17 protein-coding genes are annotated in these 18,540 nt (G+C 70.2%); 7 read left to right on the top strand and 10 right to left on the bottom strand.

All coding sequences use genetic code 11. The annotated features are described in order from the left end of the window. Positions 1-11 precede the first annotated feature (11 nt). The gene (efeO, locus tag HH310_RS44080) at positions 12-1,235 is read left to right on the top strand and encodes an iron uptake system protein EfeO (protein ID WP_211192634.1); all 1,224 of its coding nucleotides are present in this window, start codon (positions 12-14) and stop codon (positions 1,233-1,235) included. Beyond that, a complete protein-coding gene (gene efeB / locus HH310_RS25685; protein WP_169178213.1) occupies positions 1,235-2,470 on the top strand; it encodes an iron uptake transporter deferrochelatase/peroxidase subunit in 1,236 nt (411 codons plus the stop codon). The genes efeO and efeB overlap by 1 nt, the downstream gene beginning before the upstream one ends. Here the strand turns inward: efeB and HH310_RS25680 are convergent. Genes HH310_RS25680 through HH310_RS25650 form a run of 7 tightly spaced genes read right to left on the bottom strand, consistent with a single transcriptional unit; the run spans position 2,443 to position 9,151 of the window. Beyond that, positions 2,443-3,306 carry a class II fructose-bisphosphate aldolase gene (locus tag HH310_RS25680; RefSeq protein WP_169178212.1) on the bottom strand — a complete coding sequence of 288 codons (864 nt, stop codon included), beginning with the start codon at positions 3,304-3,306 and terminating at the stop codon, positions 2,443-2,445. The two genes, efeB and HH310_RS25680, sit on opposite strands and share 28 nt — an antisense overlap. Next, positions 3,297-4,217, bottom strand: a complete 921-nt coding sequence (locus HH310_RS25675; RefSeq protein ID WP_169178211.1) for a 1-phosphofructokinase family hexose kinase — start codon at positions 4,215-4,217, stop codon at positions 3,297-3,299. The genes HH310_RS25680 and HH310_RS25675 overlap by 10 nt, the downstream gene beginning before the upstream one ends. Next, on the bottom strand, positions 4,214-5,122 hold the full coding sequence (locus HH310_RS25670) for an SIS domain-containing protein (RefSeq protein ID WP_248294409.1): 909 nt from the start codon (positions 5,120-5,122) through the stop codon (positions 4,214-4,216). The genes HH310_RS25675 and HH310_RS25670 overlap by 4 nt, the downstream gene beginning before the upstream one ends. Before the next feature lie 33 nt (positions 5,123-5,155). Continuing rightward, positions 5,156-6,049 (bottom strand): ROK family protein, encoded by an 894-nt coding sequence (locus HH310_RS25665; protein ID WP_169178210.1) that lies wholly within the window; start codon positions 6,047-6,049, stop codon positions 5,156-5,158. After that, positions 6,046-6,882, bottom strand: coding sequence for a carbohydrate ABC transporter permease (locus HH310_RS25660; RefSeq protein ID WP_169178209.1), 837 nt, complete (start codon positions 6,880-6,882; stop codon positions 6,046-6,048). Before HH310_RS25660 ends, HH310_RS25665 begins: the two co-directional genes overlap by 4 nt. Beyond that, positions 6,882-7,820, bottom strand: coding sequence for a carbohydrate ABC transporter permease (locus HH310_RS25655; protein ID WP_169178208.1), 939 nt, complete (start codon positions 7,818-7,820; stop codon positions 6,882-6,884). Before HH310_RS25655 ends, HH310_RS25660 begins: the two co-directional genes overlap by 1 nt. Beyond that, a complete protein-coding gene (locus tag HH310_RS25650; RefSeq protein ID WP_169178207.1) occupies positions 7,820-9,151 on the bottom strand; it encodes an extracellular solute-binding protein in 1,332 nt (443 codons plus the stop codon). The genes HH310_RS25655 and HH310_RS25650 overlap by 1 nt, the downstream gene beginning before the upstream one ends. Positions 9,152-9,402: 251 nt before the next feature. On the opposite strand from HH310_RS25650, the gene HH310_RS25645 reads away from it, so the two are divergent. Then, entirely contained in the window at positions 9,403-10,161 is a 759-nt protein-coding gene (locus HH310_RS25645; protein WP_169178206.1) for a DeoR/GlpR family DNA-binding transcription regulator, read from the top strand. Positions 10,162-10,246: 85 nt separating this feature from the next. After that, the gene (locus HH310_RS25640) at positions 10,247-11,539 is read left to right on the top strand and encodes an alpha-glucosidase/alpha-galactosidase (protein WP_169178205.1); all 1,293 of its coding nucleotides are present in this window, start codon (positions 10,247-10,249) and stop codon (positions 11,537-11,539) included. Here HH310_RS25640 and HH310_RS25635 read toward each other — a convergent pair. Both HH310_RS25635 and HH310_RS25630 read right to left on the bottom strand, forming a co-directional pair. Continuing rightward, positions 11,517-12,797, bottom strand: a complete 1,281-nt coding sequence (locus tag HH310_RS25635; RefSeq protein WP_169178204.1) for a hypothetical protein — start codon at positions 12,795-12,797, stop codon at positions 11,517-11,519. The two genes, HH310_RS25640 and HH310_RS25635, sit on opposite strands and share 23 nt — an antisense overlap. A 121-nt stretch (positions 12,798-12,918) precedes the next feature. Then, positions 12,919-14,001 carry a TIGR03118 family protein gene (locus HH310_RS25630; RefSeq protein WP_169178203.1) on the bottom strand — a complete coding sequence of 361 codons (1,083 nt, stop codon included), beginning with the start codon at positions 13,999-14,001 and terminating at the stop codon, positions 12,919-12,921. 669 nt (positions 14,002-14,670) lie between these two features. On the opposite strand from HH310_RS25630, the gene HH310_RS25625 reads away from it, so the two are divergent. The 3 genes from HH310_RS25625 (at position 14,671) to HH310_RS25615 (ending at position 18,079) form a co-directional block, all read left to right on the top strand. Then, a complete protein-coding gene (locus HH310_RS25625) occupies positions 14,671-16,104 on the top strand; it encodes an APC family permease (RefSeq protein ID WP_169178202.1) in 1,434 nt (477 codons plus the stop codon). A gap of 125 nt (positions 16,105-16,229) precedes the next feature. Further along, positions 16,230-16,931 carry a hypothetical protein gene (locus tag HH310_RS25620; protein ID WP_169178201.1) on the top strand — a complete coding sequence of 234 codons (702 nt, stop codon included), beginning with the start codon at positions 16,230-16,232 and terminating at the stop codon, positions 16,929-16,931. Next, positions 16,928-18,079, top strand: coding sequence for a pyridoxal-dependent decarboxylase (locus tag HH310_RS25615; RefSeq protein ID WP_169178200.1), 1,152 nt, complete (start codon positions 16,928-16,930; stop codon positions 18,077-18,079). Before HH310_RS25620 ends, HH310_RS25615 begins: the two co-directional genes overlap by 4 nt. Positions 18,080-18,175: 96 nt before the next feature. On the opposite strand, the gene HH310_RS25610 is transcribed toward HH310_RS25615, so the two are convergent. Continuing rightward, positions 18,176-18,540, bottom strand: a 365-nt coding sequence (locus HH310_RS25610) for a hypothetical protein (protein ID WP_169178199.1), incomplete at its 5' end; no start/stop codon positions are given.

Below are 18,540 nucleotides of genomic sequence, written 5' to 3'. Positions count from 1 at the left end.
AGTGAAACACCGTGCACCATTTTTGGCGCATCGCCGCCACCGCAACAGTCGCCGCCACGGCGCTCGCCGCCTGTTCCAGCAACAGCGGTTCGCGCACACCGGCGGCCGCCGCCGATGCCGGCGGTGTCGCGCCGGTCAGCAACGGCGCTTCGCAGGTCGCCGTCACGATGACCGGCGACAGCTGCAGCCTCGACAACCGGACCGCCAAGGCCGGGCCGGTCACGTTCACGGTCGCCAACAAGACCGCGACCGCGATCACCGAGGTCGAGTTGCAGAGCGCCAACCGCATCCTCGGCGAGAAGGAGAACCTCGCGCCCGGGCTGCCCCCGGTCAGCTTCACGGTCACCCTCGGCGGCGGGAACTACCAGGTGTTCTGCCCCGGCGCCGCTCCGGAGACGCAGAACTTCACCGTCACCGGCCAGCCCGCCGCACCGCCCAGCGGCAGCACCACGACCGTGCTGGCCGCCGGCACCAAGGGCTACGCCACCTACGTCGACGGGGTGGTGGACGCCATGGTCACCGCGACCGGCACCCTGCAGTCTGACATCGACGCCGGCGACCTGGCCAAGGCCAAGGCCGAGTACCCGGTGGCCCGGCCGTTCTACGAGCGGATCGAATCGGACGTCGACGGCTTCGTGCTGCCCGGGTTCAAGGCCACCGACAACGCCGGCAACCTCGACTACCTCATCGACATGCGTGCCTCCAACCTCGACCCGAAGGTGGGCTGGCACGGCTTCCACGCCATCGAGCGTGACCTGTTCCAGAGCGGGAAGATCAGCGCCGAGACCAAGCAGCAGGCGGCCGAGCTGTCGAAAAACGTGGCCACCCTCGACAAGGTCGTCAAGACGCTGAGCTACCAGCCCGAGGACCTCGCCAACGGCGCGGCGGACCTGCTCGAGGAGGTCCAGAACACGAAGATCACCGGCGAGGAGGAGCAGTTCAGCCACTACGACCTGGTCGACTTCACGGGCAACGTGGAGGGCGCGCAGCAGGCGTTCGCGTTCCTCGACCCGGGCATGCAGAAGATCGACCCGGCCCTGGCCCAGCAGGTCAACGCCCAGTTCACCAGCGTCGGCAAGCTGCTGGACACCTACCGGGACGCGAGCGTTCCGGGCGGCTACCAGCTCTACACCGCGGCGTTGAAGGCCTCCGACGCGGCGAAGCTGAGCAAGGCGATCCAGGCGTTGCAGGAGCCGCTGTCGCACATCGCCGAGAAGGTGGCGACGGCAAGCTGATGACCGGCCCCGACAAACCCGCCGTCTCCCGGCGCGGCCTGCTCCTCGGAGCGGTCGCGGCGGGCGGCGTGGCGGCCGGCGCCGGCGGCGCACTCGGCGCGAACGCCGCCTTCGCCGGCCGGCCCCGACAACTGAACCCGGCCTATCCGTTCTACGGAGGTGCCGAGCAGGCCGGCATCAGGACACCGCCGCAGCTCTACACGGTCTACATGACCTTCGATCTCACCTCGCCGTTGCGCTCGGATCTGCAGGTCCTGCTGGCCCGCTGGTCCGGCGCGATCGCTCAGCTGATGGCCGGGCAGAGCATCGGCCAGGTGGAACCGTCCCGCGAGGACAGCGCCGGCACGGACACCGGCGAGGCTCTGGGGCTCGGCCCGGCGTCGCTGACCGTCACGGTGGGGCTCGGGCCGAGGGTGTTCACCGGCACGTACGGCCTCGCGGCGCAGAAGCCGGCGCTGTTACGCGACCTCAAGCCGCTGCCGTCCGACGCGCTCGACCCGGCGATCACCGGCGGCGACCTCTCGCTGCAGGCGTGCGCCGACGACCCCCAGGTCGCCTACCACGCGATCCGGAACCTCGCGCGGCTCGCGAAGGGCACCGCCGAAACCCGCTGGGCCGCCCTCGGCTTCGGCCGCGCCTCCGCCGGGCCCGGCCAGGTCACGCCGCGCAATCTCCTCGGCTTCAAGGACGGCACCCGCAACATCCGCGAGGACGCCGACTTCCAGCGGTTCGTCTGGGTCACCGGCGGTCCGCAGTGGCAGCGGCACGGCAGCTACCAGGTCGTCCGCAAGATCCAGATGCATGTCGAGAACTGGGACACCGACCGGGTCGGCGACCAGAACAGCGTCTTCGGCCGGCACAAGGAGTCCGGGGCGCCGCTGACCGGCACGCACGAGTTCGACACCCCGGACTTCACCGCCAAGGACACCGGCGGCACCCCGGTCATCGACCCGACCGCGCACATCGCGCTGGCCGCCCACGAGAACAACGGCGGCCTGAAGATCCTGCGCCGCTCCTACAACTACACCGACGGCATCAACCAGGTCGGGCAACTCGACGCCGGGCTGCTGTTCGTCAGCTACCAGAACGATCCCGCCCACTTCGAGACCCTGCAGTCCAAGCTCGGCGCGTCGGACGCGCTCAACGAGTACATCTCGCACATCGGCTCGGCCGTCTTCTTCACCCCGCCCGCCCCGCCGGAGGGCTCCTACCTCGGCGAGGCCATGTTCCGCTGACCGCCGACGATCCGCAGCAGCCGGCTCACCTCGCCGGCCATCGCGGTCCGGGCGCCGGCCAGGTACTTGCGGGGGTCGACCACGGCGGTGTCGCGGTCGAGGGCCTGCCGGACGAGGCCGGTGTACGCGACGTTCAGCGCGGTGCCGACGTTGATTTTCCGCATGCCGGCGTCGACGGCCCGGGCCAGCTCCTCGTCGGGCACGCCGGACGAGCCGTGCAGCACCAGCGGGACCGGCACCGCCGCGGCCAGCTCCGCGATGAGCCCGTGGTCCAGCGTCGCCGTGCGGCTGGTCATCGCGTGCGAGCTGCCCACGGCCACGGCGAGCGCGTCGACGCCGGTGTCGCGCACGAACTGCCGTGCCTCGGCCGGATCGGTGCGGACCCCCGCCGCGTGCGCGCTGGCCGGCGCGTCCGGTTTCCCGCCGACGTACCCGAGCTCGGCCTCCAGCCACAGCCCGTTGACGTGCGCCCATTCGACGGCCGAAGCGGTACGGGCCAGGTTGTCCGGGTAGGCGGCGTCGCCGGCGTCGAACATGGCCGACGAGAAGCCCGCGTCCACGGCCTGACGCAGCAGTCCCAGGTCGGTGACGTGGTCGAGGTGCAGCGCCACGCCGACGCCCGCCGTGCGCGCCATCGCGGCGGCGGCCCGGGCCAGCGGCAGGAGCTGACCGGCGTGGAACTTGACGGCGTTCTCGCTGATCTGGATGACCACCGGCGCCGGGACGTCGTCCGCGCCGCGCACCACCGCCTCGACGTGTTCCAGGGTGATGACGTTGAACGCGGCGACGGCGGTGGCGGTGGAGCGGACCAGGTCCGCGGTGGGGATCAGGGGCACGGTACTTCCTCCACGGTGGGCACGGCGGCCAGCTCGCGGTAGAGGCTCAGCTCCACCTGGCCGGCCACCGGCGCGGCGACGGCGGCCGCGGCGAGGGCGAGGGAGTCGGCGAGCACGAGCGGCCACGGGGAGCCGTGCGCGAGGCCGCGGGCGAGGCCGGCGCTCAGCGCGTCGCCGGCCCCGGTCGGGTTGCCGGTGACCTGCCGCGGTGGCAGCGCCCGCCAGTGGTGCTCGCCGTCGACCGCGACCAGTCCGTCACGGCCCGCGGACACCACCGCGGTGCCGCCGCTGCGGCGGCTCAGCTCGGCCGCCGCCTCGAGCAGCGCGGCAGGGTCACCGGACGCGACGCCGACCTCGTCGCGGTTGGGCGCGAGCACGGTGGCGCCGGCATCGGCCGCGGACCGTAGCTGTGCGCCGGAGGTGTCCACGACGGTCGGCACCCCGTGCCGCCGGGCGAGGAGCACCAGCCGCGCGTACGCGTCGACCGGCGCACCGGGCGGGACACTGCCCGACATCACGACGGCAGCACACCCGGCGAGCTGCTGTTCGAACGTGTCCGCCAGCCCCGAAAAGTCGGCGTCGCGCACCGGCGGGCCCGGCTCGTTGAACACGGTGGCGTCGGCCTCGTCGACCACCGCCACCGACTGCCGGGTCTCGCCGTCGATCCCGGTCAGCCGGTCGGCGACGCCCGAGCCGGCCAGCTCGTCGCGCAGCCATCGGCCGGTGCCGCCACCGGCGAAACCGCACACCGCGACCGGCTCGCCCACCTGCGCCAGGACCCGGGCGACGTTGACGCCCTTGCCGCCGGCCCGGCGGTGCACCGCCGCGATCCGGTGCGACGTGCCGTACCGCAGCGCCGCCACCGAATAGGTCACGTCGACCGCGGGATTAAGGCAGACCGCGAGGATCACAGCTTCACGACGGACCGGGACAGGTGCACCGGCACGTCGGCGTCGCGGCCCCCGGCCGCCGCCCAGGCCACCGCGTGCTGCTGGATGGCGACCAGTTCCACCTGCGGGTCGCGGGTGCCCTGCCGCACGGTCGCGCCGGTCGCCTCCACGGCCTCGATCTGCAGCGGGGTCAGCGGCGTCAGCGACCACACCAGCGTGCCGGGGCCGGCCACGCTGATCGGGCCGTGCCGGTACTCCCCGGTGGCGTACGCCTCGGCCCACATCCCGGCCGACTCGCGGCACTTCAGCGCCGCCTCCTGGGCCAGCGCCGCCGCCCAGCCGGAACCGAGCACGACGAGCTGACGCGGCTCCGGCGTGGTCACCGGATCGGCCAGCACGGACCGGGCCTGCTCGATGAGCGCGGCGGCGTCGAACCCGCCGAGCTGGGTGCGCAGCAGCGTGAGCAGCGTGGTCGGGAACCGGGTCTGCACCACGCTGCGTTCGTCGGCGTAGGACAGGTCGACGATGTCGGTGGCCGCCGCGCCGACCGGGGTGCCCAGCTCGCCGAGCACCGCGGTCACCGGCACCCCGCCGGGCAGCGCGCGCAGCGCCTGGACGACCTCGGTGGTGGTGCCGGACCGGCTGATCGCGAGCACCCGGTCGTAGTCGCGCAGCTCGCCGGGCACCTCGGAGGCGATCAGCGCGTCGGTGACGCCGTGCCCGGCCTGTTCGCGCAGCCACGCGTAGGCGGCCGCGACGTAGTAGGAGGTACCGCAGCCGAGTACCAGGACCCGTTCGCCCGGCGCCGGCAACCCGGCCGGGCGGTTCTCGCCCTGCTCGTTCGCCCGGGCCCAGGTCTCGGGCTGGCTGGCGATCTCCGCGGACGTGATCCGCCCGAGGGTGGCGGAGGTGGCGCTGTCGGTCACGATGATTCGTCTTTCTCTCGGAACTGATGGGGGTTACGACTGGAGGGCCGCGCGGGCCAGCAACGCGGCGCCGAGGCAGGCGGCGTTGTCCTCGAGCGCGGCGGCCACGACGGCGGGCTCGCGCTGCCAGACGAGCAGCTCCGCTAACCGGTGGCGCAGCGGCGCGAACAGGGCCTCGCCGGCGCCGGCCAGGCCGCCGCCGACGACGATCCGCTCCGGCGCGAGCAGCGAGATGTAGGTGGTGAGCGCGCGGGCGAGCGCATCGACCGCCTCGTCCCAGACCCGCGCGGCGATCGGGTCGCCGGCCGCGCGCCGCTGCAGCACCTCGCGGGCGCCGGGCAGCCGCTCGCCGCCGGCCCGGTGGTACTGCCGGGCGATGGACGCGCCGGACGCGACCGCTTCCAGGCAGCCGCGCGCACCGCACGCGCAGGCGACGTCGGCCCCGACGTCGATGTGGCCGATCTCCCCGGCGTACCGGTTGCGCACCAGCACGCCGCCCACGAACATCGCGCCGGCGATGCCGGTGCCGATCGGCATGAACAGCACGTCGTCGACGCCGCCCGCGGCGCCCAGCGTGCGTTCGGCGAGCCCGCCGGCGCGTACGTCGTGGCCGAAGCCGACGGGTAGCCCGGTGCGCTGGTGGACCAGGTCACGGAAGGCGACGTCGTGCCATTCGATGTTCTCCGAGTAGATCGCCACGCCGGCGTCGTCGTCGACGAGCCCGGGGACCACGAGGCCGGCCGCCGCCGCGTCGCCGGAGAGCGCGACGAGCTCGTCGACCGCCTTGAGGGCCGCCGCGACCACGGCGTCGGGGCCGTCGGAGCGCGGTGTCGGCCACCGGTGGTACGTCACGGGGGTGCCGTCGTCGCGCACCACGGCACCCTTCATCGCCGTGCCGCCGACGTCGAGCGCGGCCACCGTCGTCACTTGACGCTCCCGCTGAGCAGGCCGTTGACGATGTAGCGGTTGAGCAGCACGGCGATCACGGCCGGCACCGCGATGGCGAACACACCGGCCGAGCTGAGCAGCCCGAACGGCACGGTGTGCCGGCCCTGCAGCGCGGCGATCGCGACGGTGAGCGGCTGGGTCGAGTCGTCGCTGGACAGGACCAGCGGGAACAGGAACTGCGCCCACGCGAACAGGAACGTGATGATCGCCGTGGACACGACGCCCGGCCAGGCCAGCGGCAGCACGATGCGCCACAGCACCTGCATGCGGCCCGCGCCGTCGACCTGGCCGGCCTCCTCGATCGCGACCGGCAGCGTGGTCATGTAGCTGTGCAGGATCCAGGTCGCCAGCGGCAGGAAACCCGACACATAGACCAGCACAATTCCCGTGTACGTGTTGACGAGGCTGAACATGCTCATGATCCGGTACAGCGGGATCAGCGTCGTGTAGGCGGGGAACGCCATGGTCGCCAGCACCGCGTAGAACAGCAACGTCCGGCCGCGGAACTTCATGCGGGCGAAGGCGTACGCGGCAAGGGTTGCCAGCACCACCGTGATGATGGTCGCGGCGGTGCACTCGACGAAGATGTTGATCGTCGACCGGCGGATGGTGGACGGGATCTCGCCGGAACCGACGAGCAGCGAGTGGAAGTTGTGCAGGGTCGGCGACGGCGGCACGTAATGCGCCGGCTTCGAGCTGATCTGCGCATCGGTCTGCAGGCTGGTGTTGAGCGCCCAGTACAACGGCACCAGCGACCAGAGCAGGATGAACAGCACGCCGAGGCGACGGCCCCACGATCTGCGTTGCGGCATCAGTACTCCACCGGGCGATAGACCAGCTTCACCACACCGAGCGCGATGACCAGGGTGGCGACCGTGATGAGCAGCGACAGCGCGTAGCCCTCGCCGAAGTCCAGGTTCTGGAAGCTGACGTAGTAGGTCTGTTCGGTCAGCGAGGCGCCGGCCTGCGCCGCGCCGTTGAGCACGTACGGCTGGTCGAAGACGTTGAGGGTGGCGATCAGGGCCTGCACCATGGCGATCGCGATGCCGGGGCGGGCCAGCGGCAACGTGATGCGCCGGAACGCGGCCCACGTCGAGCTGCCGTCCAGGTACGCCGCCTCGTACAGCTCGTCCGGGATGTTCTGCAGTGAGGCCAGGATCAGCAGCGTGGACAGCGGCGTCATCTGCCAGATCTGCACCAGCTCGATGGCGAAGATGGTCAGCAGCCGGTTCTGGCCGAGGAACACGTGGTAGTCCGAGATCAGGTGCAGCGAGTTCAGGACGCTGTTGAGCAGCCCGGTGTTGCTGTCCCAGATGCCCGTCCACACGATGCCCTCGACCACGCCGGGCAGCGCCCACGGCAGGATCAGCACCGCGATCAGCAGCGACCGCCCGCGGAAGCGCCGTTGCAGCGTCACCGCCATGACGATGCCCAGCACCGTGGACAGGATCACCCCGATGACCACGTACAGGCCGGTGTTCTCCATGCTGGCGCGAATGGTGGAGTCGCCGAAGAGCCGGCGGAAGTTCTCCAGCCCGGCGAACACGGTGGGCGGGTTTAGCTCCTGCACCCGGTAGAACGACTGGACGATCGTCACGCCCGCCGGGATCAGCGCCAGCGCCACGATGAACAGCGCCAGCGGGGTGACCAGGGCGTACGGGAGCGCGTCGAAACGCCGCCGGCGACGCCGGACCGCAGCGGGGGCGGGCCCCGCGCTGGGCCGGGTGTCGGTGCTGAGGTTGACCGTCATCAGCTGGACAGCTCGTTCGCGGTCGATGCGATCGCCTTGATCGCGTCCGCGACGCTCATCGAGCCCGTCGCGGCGGCGTGCAGGTTCGTGTAGACGGATTTGGAGAACTCGGGATACCAGGACGGGGCGCCCTGCGCGAATATCGGCTTGGCGCTGTTCTTGAGCAGGTCGGACAACTGCTGCCCGCCGATCAGCTTGCCCTTCTCGGTCAGCTCGGTGACGCCGGCCAGCTGCGACGGCAGGAAGTAGCCGGGCATGACCTTGTCCGGCCCGTTCGCCCCGGCGAAGTCGGCCTGGTTCGACGCCGAGGTGAACCACTCGATGAACTTGGCGGCCGCGGCCGGGTACTTCGCCTTCACCGGGATGCCGATGCCGTCCGGGTTGCTCATGTTCGGCCCGGCGCCGCTCACACCCGGCGTCGACAGGTACTGGACCTGGCCGACCACGCTGGACGAGGCCGGGACGTTGTAGAGGCTGCCGACGTTGCCGGAGTAATCGGCGAAGGTGGTGGCCACGGTCCCCTTGGCCATCAGGGTCTGCTGCGCCTGGGTGTCCGGGACGTTGATGTTGCCCGGCGGCACCAGACCCTGCTTGATCGCGTCGACCATCCACTGTGCCGCCTGGTAGCCCGGGGTGTCGGGCGTCGCGAACTGCGGCTTGCCGTTGGCGTCGAGGATGGTCCCGCCGAACGCCGCGGTGGTCTGGTACCAGTACGTCGACAGCCCCTCGGCCGCGGCGAACGGGATGTTGAGCGGGTACTGCACGACGCCCTTGGACTTGATCTGACGCAGGTCCGCCGTGTACTGGTCGAGGGTGGTCGGCATCGAGGTGATCCCGGCCTGGTCGAAGAGTTTCTTGTTGACCGTCGTCACCAGGAACGAGGCGTCGTACGGGATGCCGATGACGTGACCGCCCGGGGAGAACGAGCTGATCTGCGGCATCTGGCTGGCGAGCGCCGTGGTGTCGAGGTATTTCTCCATCGGGTAGAACCAGTTCAGCTTGCTGAGCTGGCCGACCCGGGACCAGTCCACATCGGTCGCGTCAGCGAAGTAGGTCTTGGCGGTGGCCGCCGCGGCGATCTTGGTCTGCAGGCTGTCCCAGTCGAGGTTCGTCCACTTGACCGTGATGCCGGTGCTCTTGGTGAACGCGTCCAGCGACGCCTGCGGCGGGGGCGCGGTGGGCAGCGCCACCGTGATCGTCACACCGGTGGTCTTGTCCGATGCGCTGCTGCTGCCGCCACCGCCTCCGCCGGAGCAGCCGGCCGCGACCACGCTCACCAGCGTCAGGGCACCGGCCAGCAGGACGTTTCTGGTGTGTCGCAACGAAGTCATCTGGGCTAGCCCTTCTCGTCCTTGACAACGGCCCCCGAAGCCCCGGCCGGGGTTTGCGCGCTGTGCGCAACTGCCGGGCGAGACGTGAACAACATTTGCACTCTGCGCACAGCCGGTCAATCCCTGATTGCGCAAAAGCCGAGTTGTGCGCAGTTTTGCCGGTCAAAGTTGCGCGTTTCGCGCTTGTTAAGCGTGCAAAGGCGCAGCACTGGGCTGTCGAACTGCGCGTCGCGGATGCTAAGGTCCTCGATGTGCAACGCAAGGAGCGCCTGCGCCAGATGGTCGCCGCGATCGTGGGCCAGGGCGGCGTCGAGGTCGAGACGCTCGCCAAACTGTTCTCGGTCTCCGCCGCCACCGTCCGCCGCGACCTGGAGGTCCTGGAGAAGCAGCGGCTGGTGACCCGCACCCGAGGCGGCGCGACCACCCACGCGTCCTTCAACGACCTGCCGCTGAGCTACAAGACCGAGCAGGACACGCTGGAGAAACGGCACATCGCGCGGGAGGCGCTGAAGTTCCTCGCGGACGCCCGGGTCATCGGCACCACCGGCGGGACCACCGTGTCCGAGTTCGCCCGCCTGCTGATGGATCGCGACGGGCTCACCATCGTCACCAACGCCCTCAACGTGGCCACCTTCCTGGTCGCCAACCCGCGGCTACGCGTGTTCTCGGCCGGTGGCGAGGTGCGCAGCAGCAGCCAGGAGACGGTCGGGCCGACCGCCGAGAGCTTCATGGCCGGCTACAACATCGACGTCGCCTTCATCGGCGTCGACGGGGTGGACGCCGCGGCCGGCTGCACCAACTACGACCCGGTCGGCGCCCGGGTCAACGCCGTGCTGCGCGAGCAGGCGCGGGTCAGCGTCGTGCTCGCGGACGCGTCGAAGATCGGGCGGGTAGCGCTCGCCCAGGTCTGCAAGATGTCCGATGTCGACGTTCTGGTGACCGATTCCCGGGCGAGCGAGATCGCGCTCGCGAGCATCCGGGCCCAGGGCTGCCAGGTGCTCACGGTGTGAGTGAAACGCGCACACTTTCCCGGCAATACTGAGCGTTCAGCGCCTTCCCTTGTTCGAAGATTGTGCGCGGTGCAGACTTTGCCGCATGGTCAGGATTGGTTTCATCGGCGCCGGCAGTGTCGAGTTCACTCGTAACGTCGTCACCGACCTCTGTTCATTCCCCGAGCTCCGTGGCGAGCTGCACCTGTCGCTGCACGACATCGACGCGGAGCGGCTGGGCTACGCCGAGGCGCTGGCCCGGCGCATCAGCACGCAGCTGGGCGCCGGTGCCACGGTTACCGCGAGCGTCGACCGGCGGACAGCGATCGAGGGCTGCGACTACGTCGTCAACGAGATCCAGGTCGGCGGCTACCGGGCCACCCGGGCGGACTTCGACATCCCGGCCCGCTACGGGCTGCGCCAGACGATCGCCGACACGATCGGGATCGGCGGCGTCTTCCGCGGCCTGCGCACCATCCCGGTGCTGATCGGCATCGGCGAGGACCTGGCGAAGGTGGCCCCGGACTCGGTGCTGCTCAACTACAGCAACCCGATGGCCATGCTTCCCTGGGCCGTGTACGCCGGCAGCCCGTTCCGCAACGTCGTCGGATTGTGCCATTCGGTCCGCGACACGCACCGTTTCCTGGCCGGCCTGCTCGGCCACCGGGTCGACGAGCTCGAGCTGGTCACCGCCGGCTTCAACCACCAGGCGTTCGTGCTGCGGCTCGCACACGACGGCGTCGACCTCTATCCCCGGCTGCGCGAACTGGTCGAGGCCGACCCCGAGTTGCGGCGCCGCGTACGGGTGGAGATCTTCCGGCAGTTCGGCTACTTCCCCACCGAGTCCAGCGAGCACAGCGCCGAGTACGTGCCGTGGTTCATGCACCACGACGAGGAGATCGAGCGGTTCCGGGTGCCCGTCGGGGAGTATCTGCGGCGCTCCGAGGAGAACATCGCCGAGTTCGACACCACCCTGGCCGCCCTGCACTCCGACGCGCCGCTGGACCTGACGCCCACCTCGGAGCTGGCCTCGGAGTTCATCCACGCGCACCAGACCGGGCAGCCGGCGAACATCTACGTCAACGTCCGCAACGACGCTCTGATCGACAACCTCCCGGCCGAGTGCTGCGTCGAGGTGCCCGCGGTGGTCGACCGCGACGGCCTGCACCCGCAGCCGGTCGGGACGCTGCCGCCGCAGCTCGCGGCGCTCAACCGCACCTTCCTCAACGTCGTGGAGCTCACCGTCCGGGCGGTGCTCGACGGCGACCGGAACCTGGTGCATCAGGCGGCGTTGCTCGACCCCAATACCGCGGCGACCCTCACCACCACGCAGATCCGGCAGATGTGCGACGAGCTGTTCGAGGCGCACGGCGACCTCATGCCCGCGTCCCTGCGTTAGCCGCCGTCCGGGCACCGGCCTGCCGGTCCCAGGCCGCGCACACCAGGGTCGCGGCGAGGACGAAGAGCGACGCGGCCCAGAGCAGCCGGTTCTCGGTGTGCCGGGCGGGCGCGGCCAGCGCGGCACCGGCGGCGAGGGTGGCGACCACGGCCGCCAAGGCCAGTCCGAGCAGCCAGCGTCGCGCCGCCGCGCGGCGCCCGTCGAGCGGCAGCCGGCCGTAGACCTCGCGTACCGCCGCGAAAGTCGCCGCGCCGATGACCAGCAGGCCCGCGGCGGCGCCGAACGCCACCGAGCCGAAGATGAGCTCGTACCGGATGGCCAGCGCCGGAATCAGGAACAGCCCCAGCCACCAGGACAGGCCGGTGGTCAGCGTGTCCAGACCGGGCCCGGCGCCTGCGCCGAGCCGTCGTCGGCGTGGCCACGTGTCCGGGTCCGCGCCCTCGCCCGCGCCGCGGCGCCGCCGGCGCAGCCGGGTCGCGGCGATCCGGGCGCCGGCGAGCACCAGGCCGGCCACCATCGCGCCGGGCAGGTGGCCGCCGGCCCGGCCCAGGCTGTAGAGCAGCACGCTGTCGTAGAGGGCGAGCCCCAGATAACCCAGCGCGACGGTCGAGGCCGCGAACGCGAGCAGTTCGGCCGCGCTTCGGGGCGCCCCGACGCCGGGCGGTGCCGACGGCAACGCACCCAGCCGGCGCAGCGCGAACACCGTGACCACGCCGGAGACGGCACGCAGCGCCAGGTTCTGCATCGTGTACGGGGTGTGCAGCGCCCACTCGATCAAACCGAACGTGATCGAGTACGAGGCGCCGGTCAGCGCGACGACGGCGGTGCCGGTCATCCGCCGGTACAGGCGCGGGTCCAGCCAGTTCAGCACGGTCAGGTAGGCGAGCATGCCGAACGGCAGCTCCAGCAGCGACGACACTCGCAGGACGCACACCGCGAACACCTGCGGCGCGGGCGTGTGGTTCGCCAGCCACTGCATCACCGGGCCGTCGGCCAGTTCGAACCAGCCGCCGGGCACGTAGACGTCCAGGTACGACATGTCGCCGTGACGCACCCGCAAGGCGTACACGGTGAAAAGCACTTGATTGACCAACAGTGCCAGGACCACCAGGGCCAGCCACCAACCGGGCCGGCACCACCAGCGCACCGGACCGGGGCGCTCGGCCGGGTCGGAGCGCAGCGCCCGCCACGTGAGCGGAAGGCCGGCCAGTACCGAGGCCAGCACCGTGCCGTGCAGTAACGCCGACGTACCCGTCACAAGCTCTCTCCCCGGTGTTGCGGACCCGCGCCGGGGTGATTGTCACAGGCCCGGGCAAGGCGAAACGCGGCCCCGGTTTCCCGGAGCCGCGTTCTGATCTGCCGTGCCTACTTGGCGCTATCTACTTGGCGCTGAGAATGCCGTACAGGCCGTTCGCCTGGTGGTTCGGACCGGCGGCGTACAGGACGTCGTCCTTGTCGCCCGCGACGCCGTTGCCCGGAACCAGGCCCCACAGACCGTCGATCACGATCGGGTGGCCCTTGTCGTCACGCAACGTCGCGATGAAGTGTCCGTTGCGCGGGTCGAAAACGTTGATCTTGCCGTCGCGGAAGTTGCCGACCAGCAGGTCGCCCGGGTACTCGAACCCGCGCGGTGCGATCGTCAGCCCCCACGGCTCCTGGAGCACTCCGGGGTTCACGAGACGGTGCTGCAGCCGGCCGTCATTCGAGAACTCGTCGACGAAACCCTGAATCTTGTCCGAGGTCGGGTCCGCGTACGCACTTCCTACCTCGTACGTCACGACGGTGCGACCGCCCACCTCCTGAATGTTGAACACGCTCGCGTCGGCCGGCAGCCGGTGGTCCTCGAACGCCCCGTGCAGGCTGATCTGCTGGAAGTTCGAGTTGAAGAAGTCGATCCGGTCGTTGCGGGCGTCGGCGGCCGCGAGCACGGTGCCGTGGCGCGTCGGAATCAGCCCGATTCCGGTGAACACGGCGCCGGTGACCTTCTTGACCTGCACCGCCGAGGTGCCGCCGTTGAACGCGTTGATGGTGCCGTCACGCCCGGCGATGATGAACGCCGCCGGCTTCCCGGTATGCGGGATGACAAAACCCTTGGTGGTGTTGAACACCTGCCCGGTCGGCTGACCGGTCATGGCGGGATCGGCCGCCGGAATCTTGATCGGCGACTGCTCGGACACCCCCTTGTGTGACGTGGCACCACTGAAGAGCGTGGCGAATCCCGAGCCGGCGTTCGCCACCCAGACCGGCGTCGTCGGTCCGAGCGCGATTCCCCACGAATTCTTGAGCTTGTCGTCGTGGATCTTTCCGACATCGGGCTGATCGGACGCAAGATCGGTGCGGACGATCCCGTGCGGGCCGTGGCCGCCGGATTCGGGGCCATGAGCGCTGGCCATGCCGGGTGCGGCCGCCACCATCGCGGCCGACACCGCGCCGGCGCCGATCACTGCGAGTCGATTAAGCATCGCGTCCCTTTCATTCTTGCCCGCACCTGTTCGGTGCGTGGCCTGACCGGGAACAAACGGGATCGCGGTGCCACAGTTCGCAATCGTGATTGGAGACTCGCGATAGATAGAATGAATTTCGCCGGGACATTTCCCGGATCATTCTATTTATCCCGGCGAATCGCCAAGTGGTCCATGACGGACGGTCCACCTTCGCCCCTAAGCAACGCACGACAAGCAATCGACTCGGTTGTGATCGTCGTCTCCCGCCACTTGGGCGACGGTGATCTCACTCACCGAAATCGTCATAGCGCTCAAAAGTGAAGTCTAGTCACCGCGTAACGCCTAGTTCAGCTTGCCGGACACGCACCTCGTCCCGCTGTGCGAAGGTCGGCAGCTCATCACCGATCAAGCAATCGACAACGATACGGAACCCCCTTTTTGAACGGGATCTGTCCTTTCAAAATTCGGTCACAACGGTGACAGCGGAGGCGGACATTCATGTGAGATGCGCCGCCCGGTCCGACGTGGCGCGTGAAACGTTTCGGCCCGTAGCGTCCCATTAGGAAATTGTTGGTTACTCCACACCCGATTTTATCGACGGCGATCCTCGGGTCCACAGGAAGTCCGAAGTGGAGCGACGTGACCGCGAGCCTGTGGCCGCGTATCGGATCTGGAGGAGTTCGGGCCATGACGGCGCCGACCGTATTGGAACGTAAGACGATGGGCACCGCCGCGCTGACGGTGTTCGCCTGTGCCGCTTCCGCGCTGATGGTGGTGCTGCTCGGCAGTATCCCCGCGACGTACGCGTCCACCGGCGTGATCGCGCTGCCCCTTTTGTTCGTGCTGGTGGGTGCGGTGATCGCGCTGCTGTCGGTCGGATACACGGCGATGGCGCGGCGGGTCCGGCACCCGGCGGTGTACTACGCCGCGATCGCGCACGGACTGGGCCGCCCGGTGGGCATGGCCGGCGGCCTGGTCGCGCTGCTGGCGTACAACGGCATTCTCATCTCCGAGTACGGCCTGTTCGGGTTCACCGCGAACAACCTGTTCAAGGCCGGGCCGTGGTGGCTGTGGGCGCTGGGCGCGGCCGCGATCGTCGCCGCCTTCGGCATGCGGGGCATCGCGGCCTCGACGATCTTCCTCACCATCGTCTTCGGGGTCGGCGTGCTGATCGTCGTCCTGTTCGACAGTGCCGCGCTGACCGACCCGGCCGGTGGCCAGCTGACCACGGCGGGCCTGAGCGCGTCCGGGCTGACCGGTGCTGTCGGCGGCGGGGTGGCGTACGTGATCGCCTCCTTGATGGGTTTTGAACTGCCCGGCGCGTTCACCGAGGAACGCCAGACCGAGCAGGCGCCGACCCGGGCGATCTTCATCGCGCTGGCCGTGCTGGTCGGCACCTACGCCATCACCGCGTACGCGCTGCTCGCCGAGGTCGGTCCCGACCAGGCGGCCGCCGCCGATCCGCACACGCTGCTGAACGCGCACTACGGCCCGGAGATGGGACCGTGGGCCGACTTCGCGCTGCTGCTGGCGATCTGCACGTCGATGCTGGCGTTCCACTCGACCAGCAACCGGTACGTGCTCGCGATCAGCCGGGAACGCGTGTTCCCGCAATGGCTCACGCACACCGGCAAGGACGGCCGCGGCAGCTCGCCGGTGGCCGCGTCGTGGATGCAGACCGCGATCTCGGTGGTGGTCATCCTCGGCTTCGCGATCAGCGGCGCCGACCCCGTCCAGACACTTTTCGCCTGGTTCAGCGCACTGGGCGCACTCGGGCTGCTGGCGTTGCTGATCCTGACCTCGCTGGCCGCGTTCCTGACGCTGCCGAGCTCGGGCCCGGACCGGGTGGGCCCGCTGGCCCGCGTGGTCGCCCCGCTGCTCGGCCTCGCCGGCGGTCTGTTCGTCCTCGGAGAAATGATCTACAACCTGGACGCCCTGCTCGGCTCCAAGGGAGCCACCCACTGGGTGATCCCCATCGTGGTGCTGGTCGTGGCCGTGATCGGCCTGATCTGGGGGCTGTACCTGCGGGGCGCGCACCCGCAGATCTACCGCGAGATCGGCCGCGGTGTGCCCGTCGCCGCCTCCGTTGTCGACGTCCGCCTGTCCCACCTGCCGTTGTGAAAGGCACCCCGATGACGCACCCCGAAGGCCGTCACACGTTGCGACAGCCCTCTTGGCCTTCGCCTCCCAGTGGCTCTTTTGGCTCTTTTGGGCCGCCACCTGCTGGCTCGCCCGTTGGTTCGCCTTTGGGTTCGCCGCCCCGGCCGAGTCGCTCGACCATCCTGCGCGGCCGTTTCGTCGACCGGCTCGTCTCGGTGAACGCCGCGCACGCGGGACACGCCGCCGACCTGATCCGGACCAAGGACGACGTCTGCGAGCACGCCCTGGTGCTGTTCTCGGCGAACCCGGCGGTGGACCGCAGCCACGAGACGAGCATCGCCACGCGGCTGTCGCTGAGCGACACCGAGAACGCCGACATCGTGGACTGGCTGGGCGACCTGACCCGGGTGGTCGAGCAGAAGGTCGCCGAGCCGGTCGTGCTCGGCCGCCGCTGGGATCCGCGCACCCCGTTCACCGGGCTGGTCAGCCGCACCGAGGAACTGACCTCCGACATGGTGTACATGGGCGTCGGTGTGTCCACGCTGGACACTCCCGAGCAGTCGTGGCGGCAGATGAAGCGCGGCGTCGAACGGTACAGCGGGCTACGGATGCGCGGCCAGGGCTACCTGCTGCTCGACGACGACACCACGGTGCATCTGATCCGCGCGCCGCAGACCGGTCCGCAGACCGGCCGGCACCAGATCACCGCGAACCAGCCCATCGAGACGCAGTACGGCCACTGGACCCGGCAACACGACATGATCAGGTACGCCGACGAGCGCACCGCCCGGATCTGGGACCGGTTACAGCGTCTGCACCGGCTCCTTCAGGCGGCGACCGCCCGATGATCAACGACTCGCTCGACGACGCAGCGTCCTTGATCACCGGCCGGGCGGTCGACGTCGATGCCGTTCTGGCCCGTCTCTACGATCGGCCCCGCTGGGACCGGCACCTGTTCTATCCGGTGCCGAGGGCCGGCGACTTCAGCGCGCTGGCCCGGTTCTTCGCGCTGCCGTGGAACAACATCGGCCACCGCCTGGGCAACCCGCCCGGCGGCAACCACACCAAGCCGGCCGAGCGTGCCGTACTGGCCTGGGCGGCGGACCTGTTCTTCGGGCTGCGTACCGAGGGAGACTGGTGGGGCAACGTGACCACCGGCGGCACCGGCGGCAACCGGGCCGGGCTGCTGGCCGGCCGCGACACGTTCGCGGCGACCGCCGTCGGCTACTACACCGACAGCGATCACTACAGCATTCCGAAGCTGATGCACGAGCTGAGCATCCCGGCCGTCGCGGTCCGGTCCCGGCCCGACGGCGAGATGGACTACGACGACCTGTACGACCGGCTCCGGCCCGGCGCCCCGGCCATCGTCAACATCACCGCCGGGACCACCACCACCGAGGCGGTCAGCGACCCCGGCAAGGTGTCCGCGGTGCTCGACGCCGCCGGCATCACCGACCGGCACCTGCACTGCGACGCGGCGCTCAGTGGCATCCCGCTGGCCCTGGACGGCCTGCTCGAGACCGGCCCGCTGCACTCGCTCGCCGCCAGCGGGCACAAGTTCCTCGGCGTCCGCCAGCCCACCGGGTTCGTCGTCGGCCGGCGCCTGGCCCACCGGCGCGAGCAGCACATCGCGTACATCGACACCATCGACGACAGCCCCGCCGGCTCGATCGACGGCCTGCCGGTGCTGGCCATGTGGTACGTCGTGGCCACCCTCGGCGACAACGGCCTGCGGGCCTGGGCCCACGAGGCGCGCGAGACCGCGGCCTACCTACGCGACCAGCTCGTACGCCTCGGCGTGCCGGCGTGGCGGCATCCGCACGCGTTCACGGTGGTGTTCCCGGAGCCGCCCGCGCGGGTCCTGCGCGACTGGCCGGTCTACCGGGACGGGAACGGCGGCTGCCACCTGGTGTGCATGCCCGGGGTCACCCGGGAGGGCATCGACGCGTTCGTGGCCGCCATGGCGGACGCGTTGCGGGCCGCCGCCGCCTGAGGTTTTCGCGGTGACGGCGCGGGCGGACGGAATTCTGCTCCGGCCGCCCGTTGTCACCGCCCTCCTTCGCCGGCCGCCCGCTTTCAGGGCCCTCCTTCACCCGCCGCCGCTTTCACCGCCCTCCTTCACCCCGCCGCTGCTTTCACCGCCCTCCTTCACCCCGCCGCTGCTTTCACCGCCCTCCTTCACCCCGCCGCCGCTTTCACCGCCCGAGTTTCTTCGCCGGGCGAGGTGCGCGATGTCGCAGATGTCGTGGCGGTCGGCCAGGGATAGGAACGCGGCGCGGTCCGTGACGTCGAGGGTTCCACGGATACGCGGTCGGTCAGGAAAGACGTCACTCAAATATCCGGATTTTTGCTGTATATCAACGCGGCGTTGGCTCGGGAATCGCGGCGAAATCGCGGCGAGCGCCCGTCCCATTATGCGGGCGATTCCGACCACATTCTGGGTCTTCTCGCGAC

The sequence above is a fragment of the Actinoplanes sp. TBRC 11911 genome, assembly GCF_012933445.1.
Taxonomy (GTDB): domain Bacteria; phylum Actinomycetota; class Actinomycetes; order Mycobacteriales; family Micromonosporaceae; genus Actinoplanes.
The sequence above is the reverse complement of the archived record's forward strand: the minus strand, read 5'-3'. Positions and strand labels throughout refer to the sequence as shown.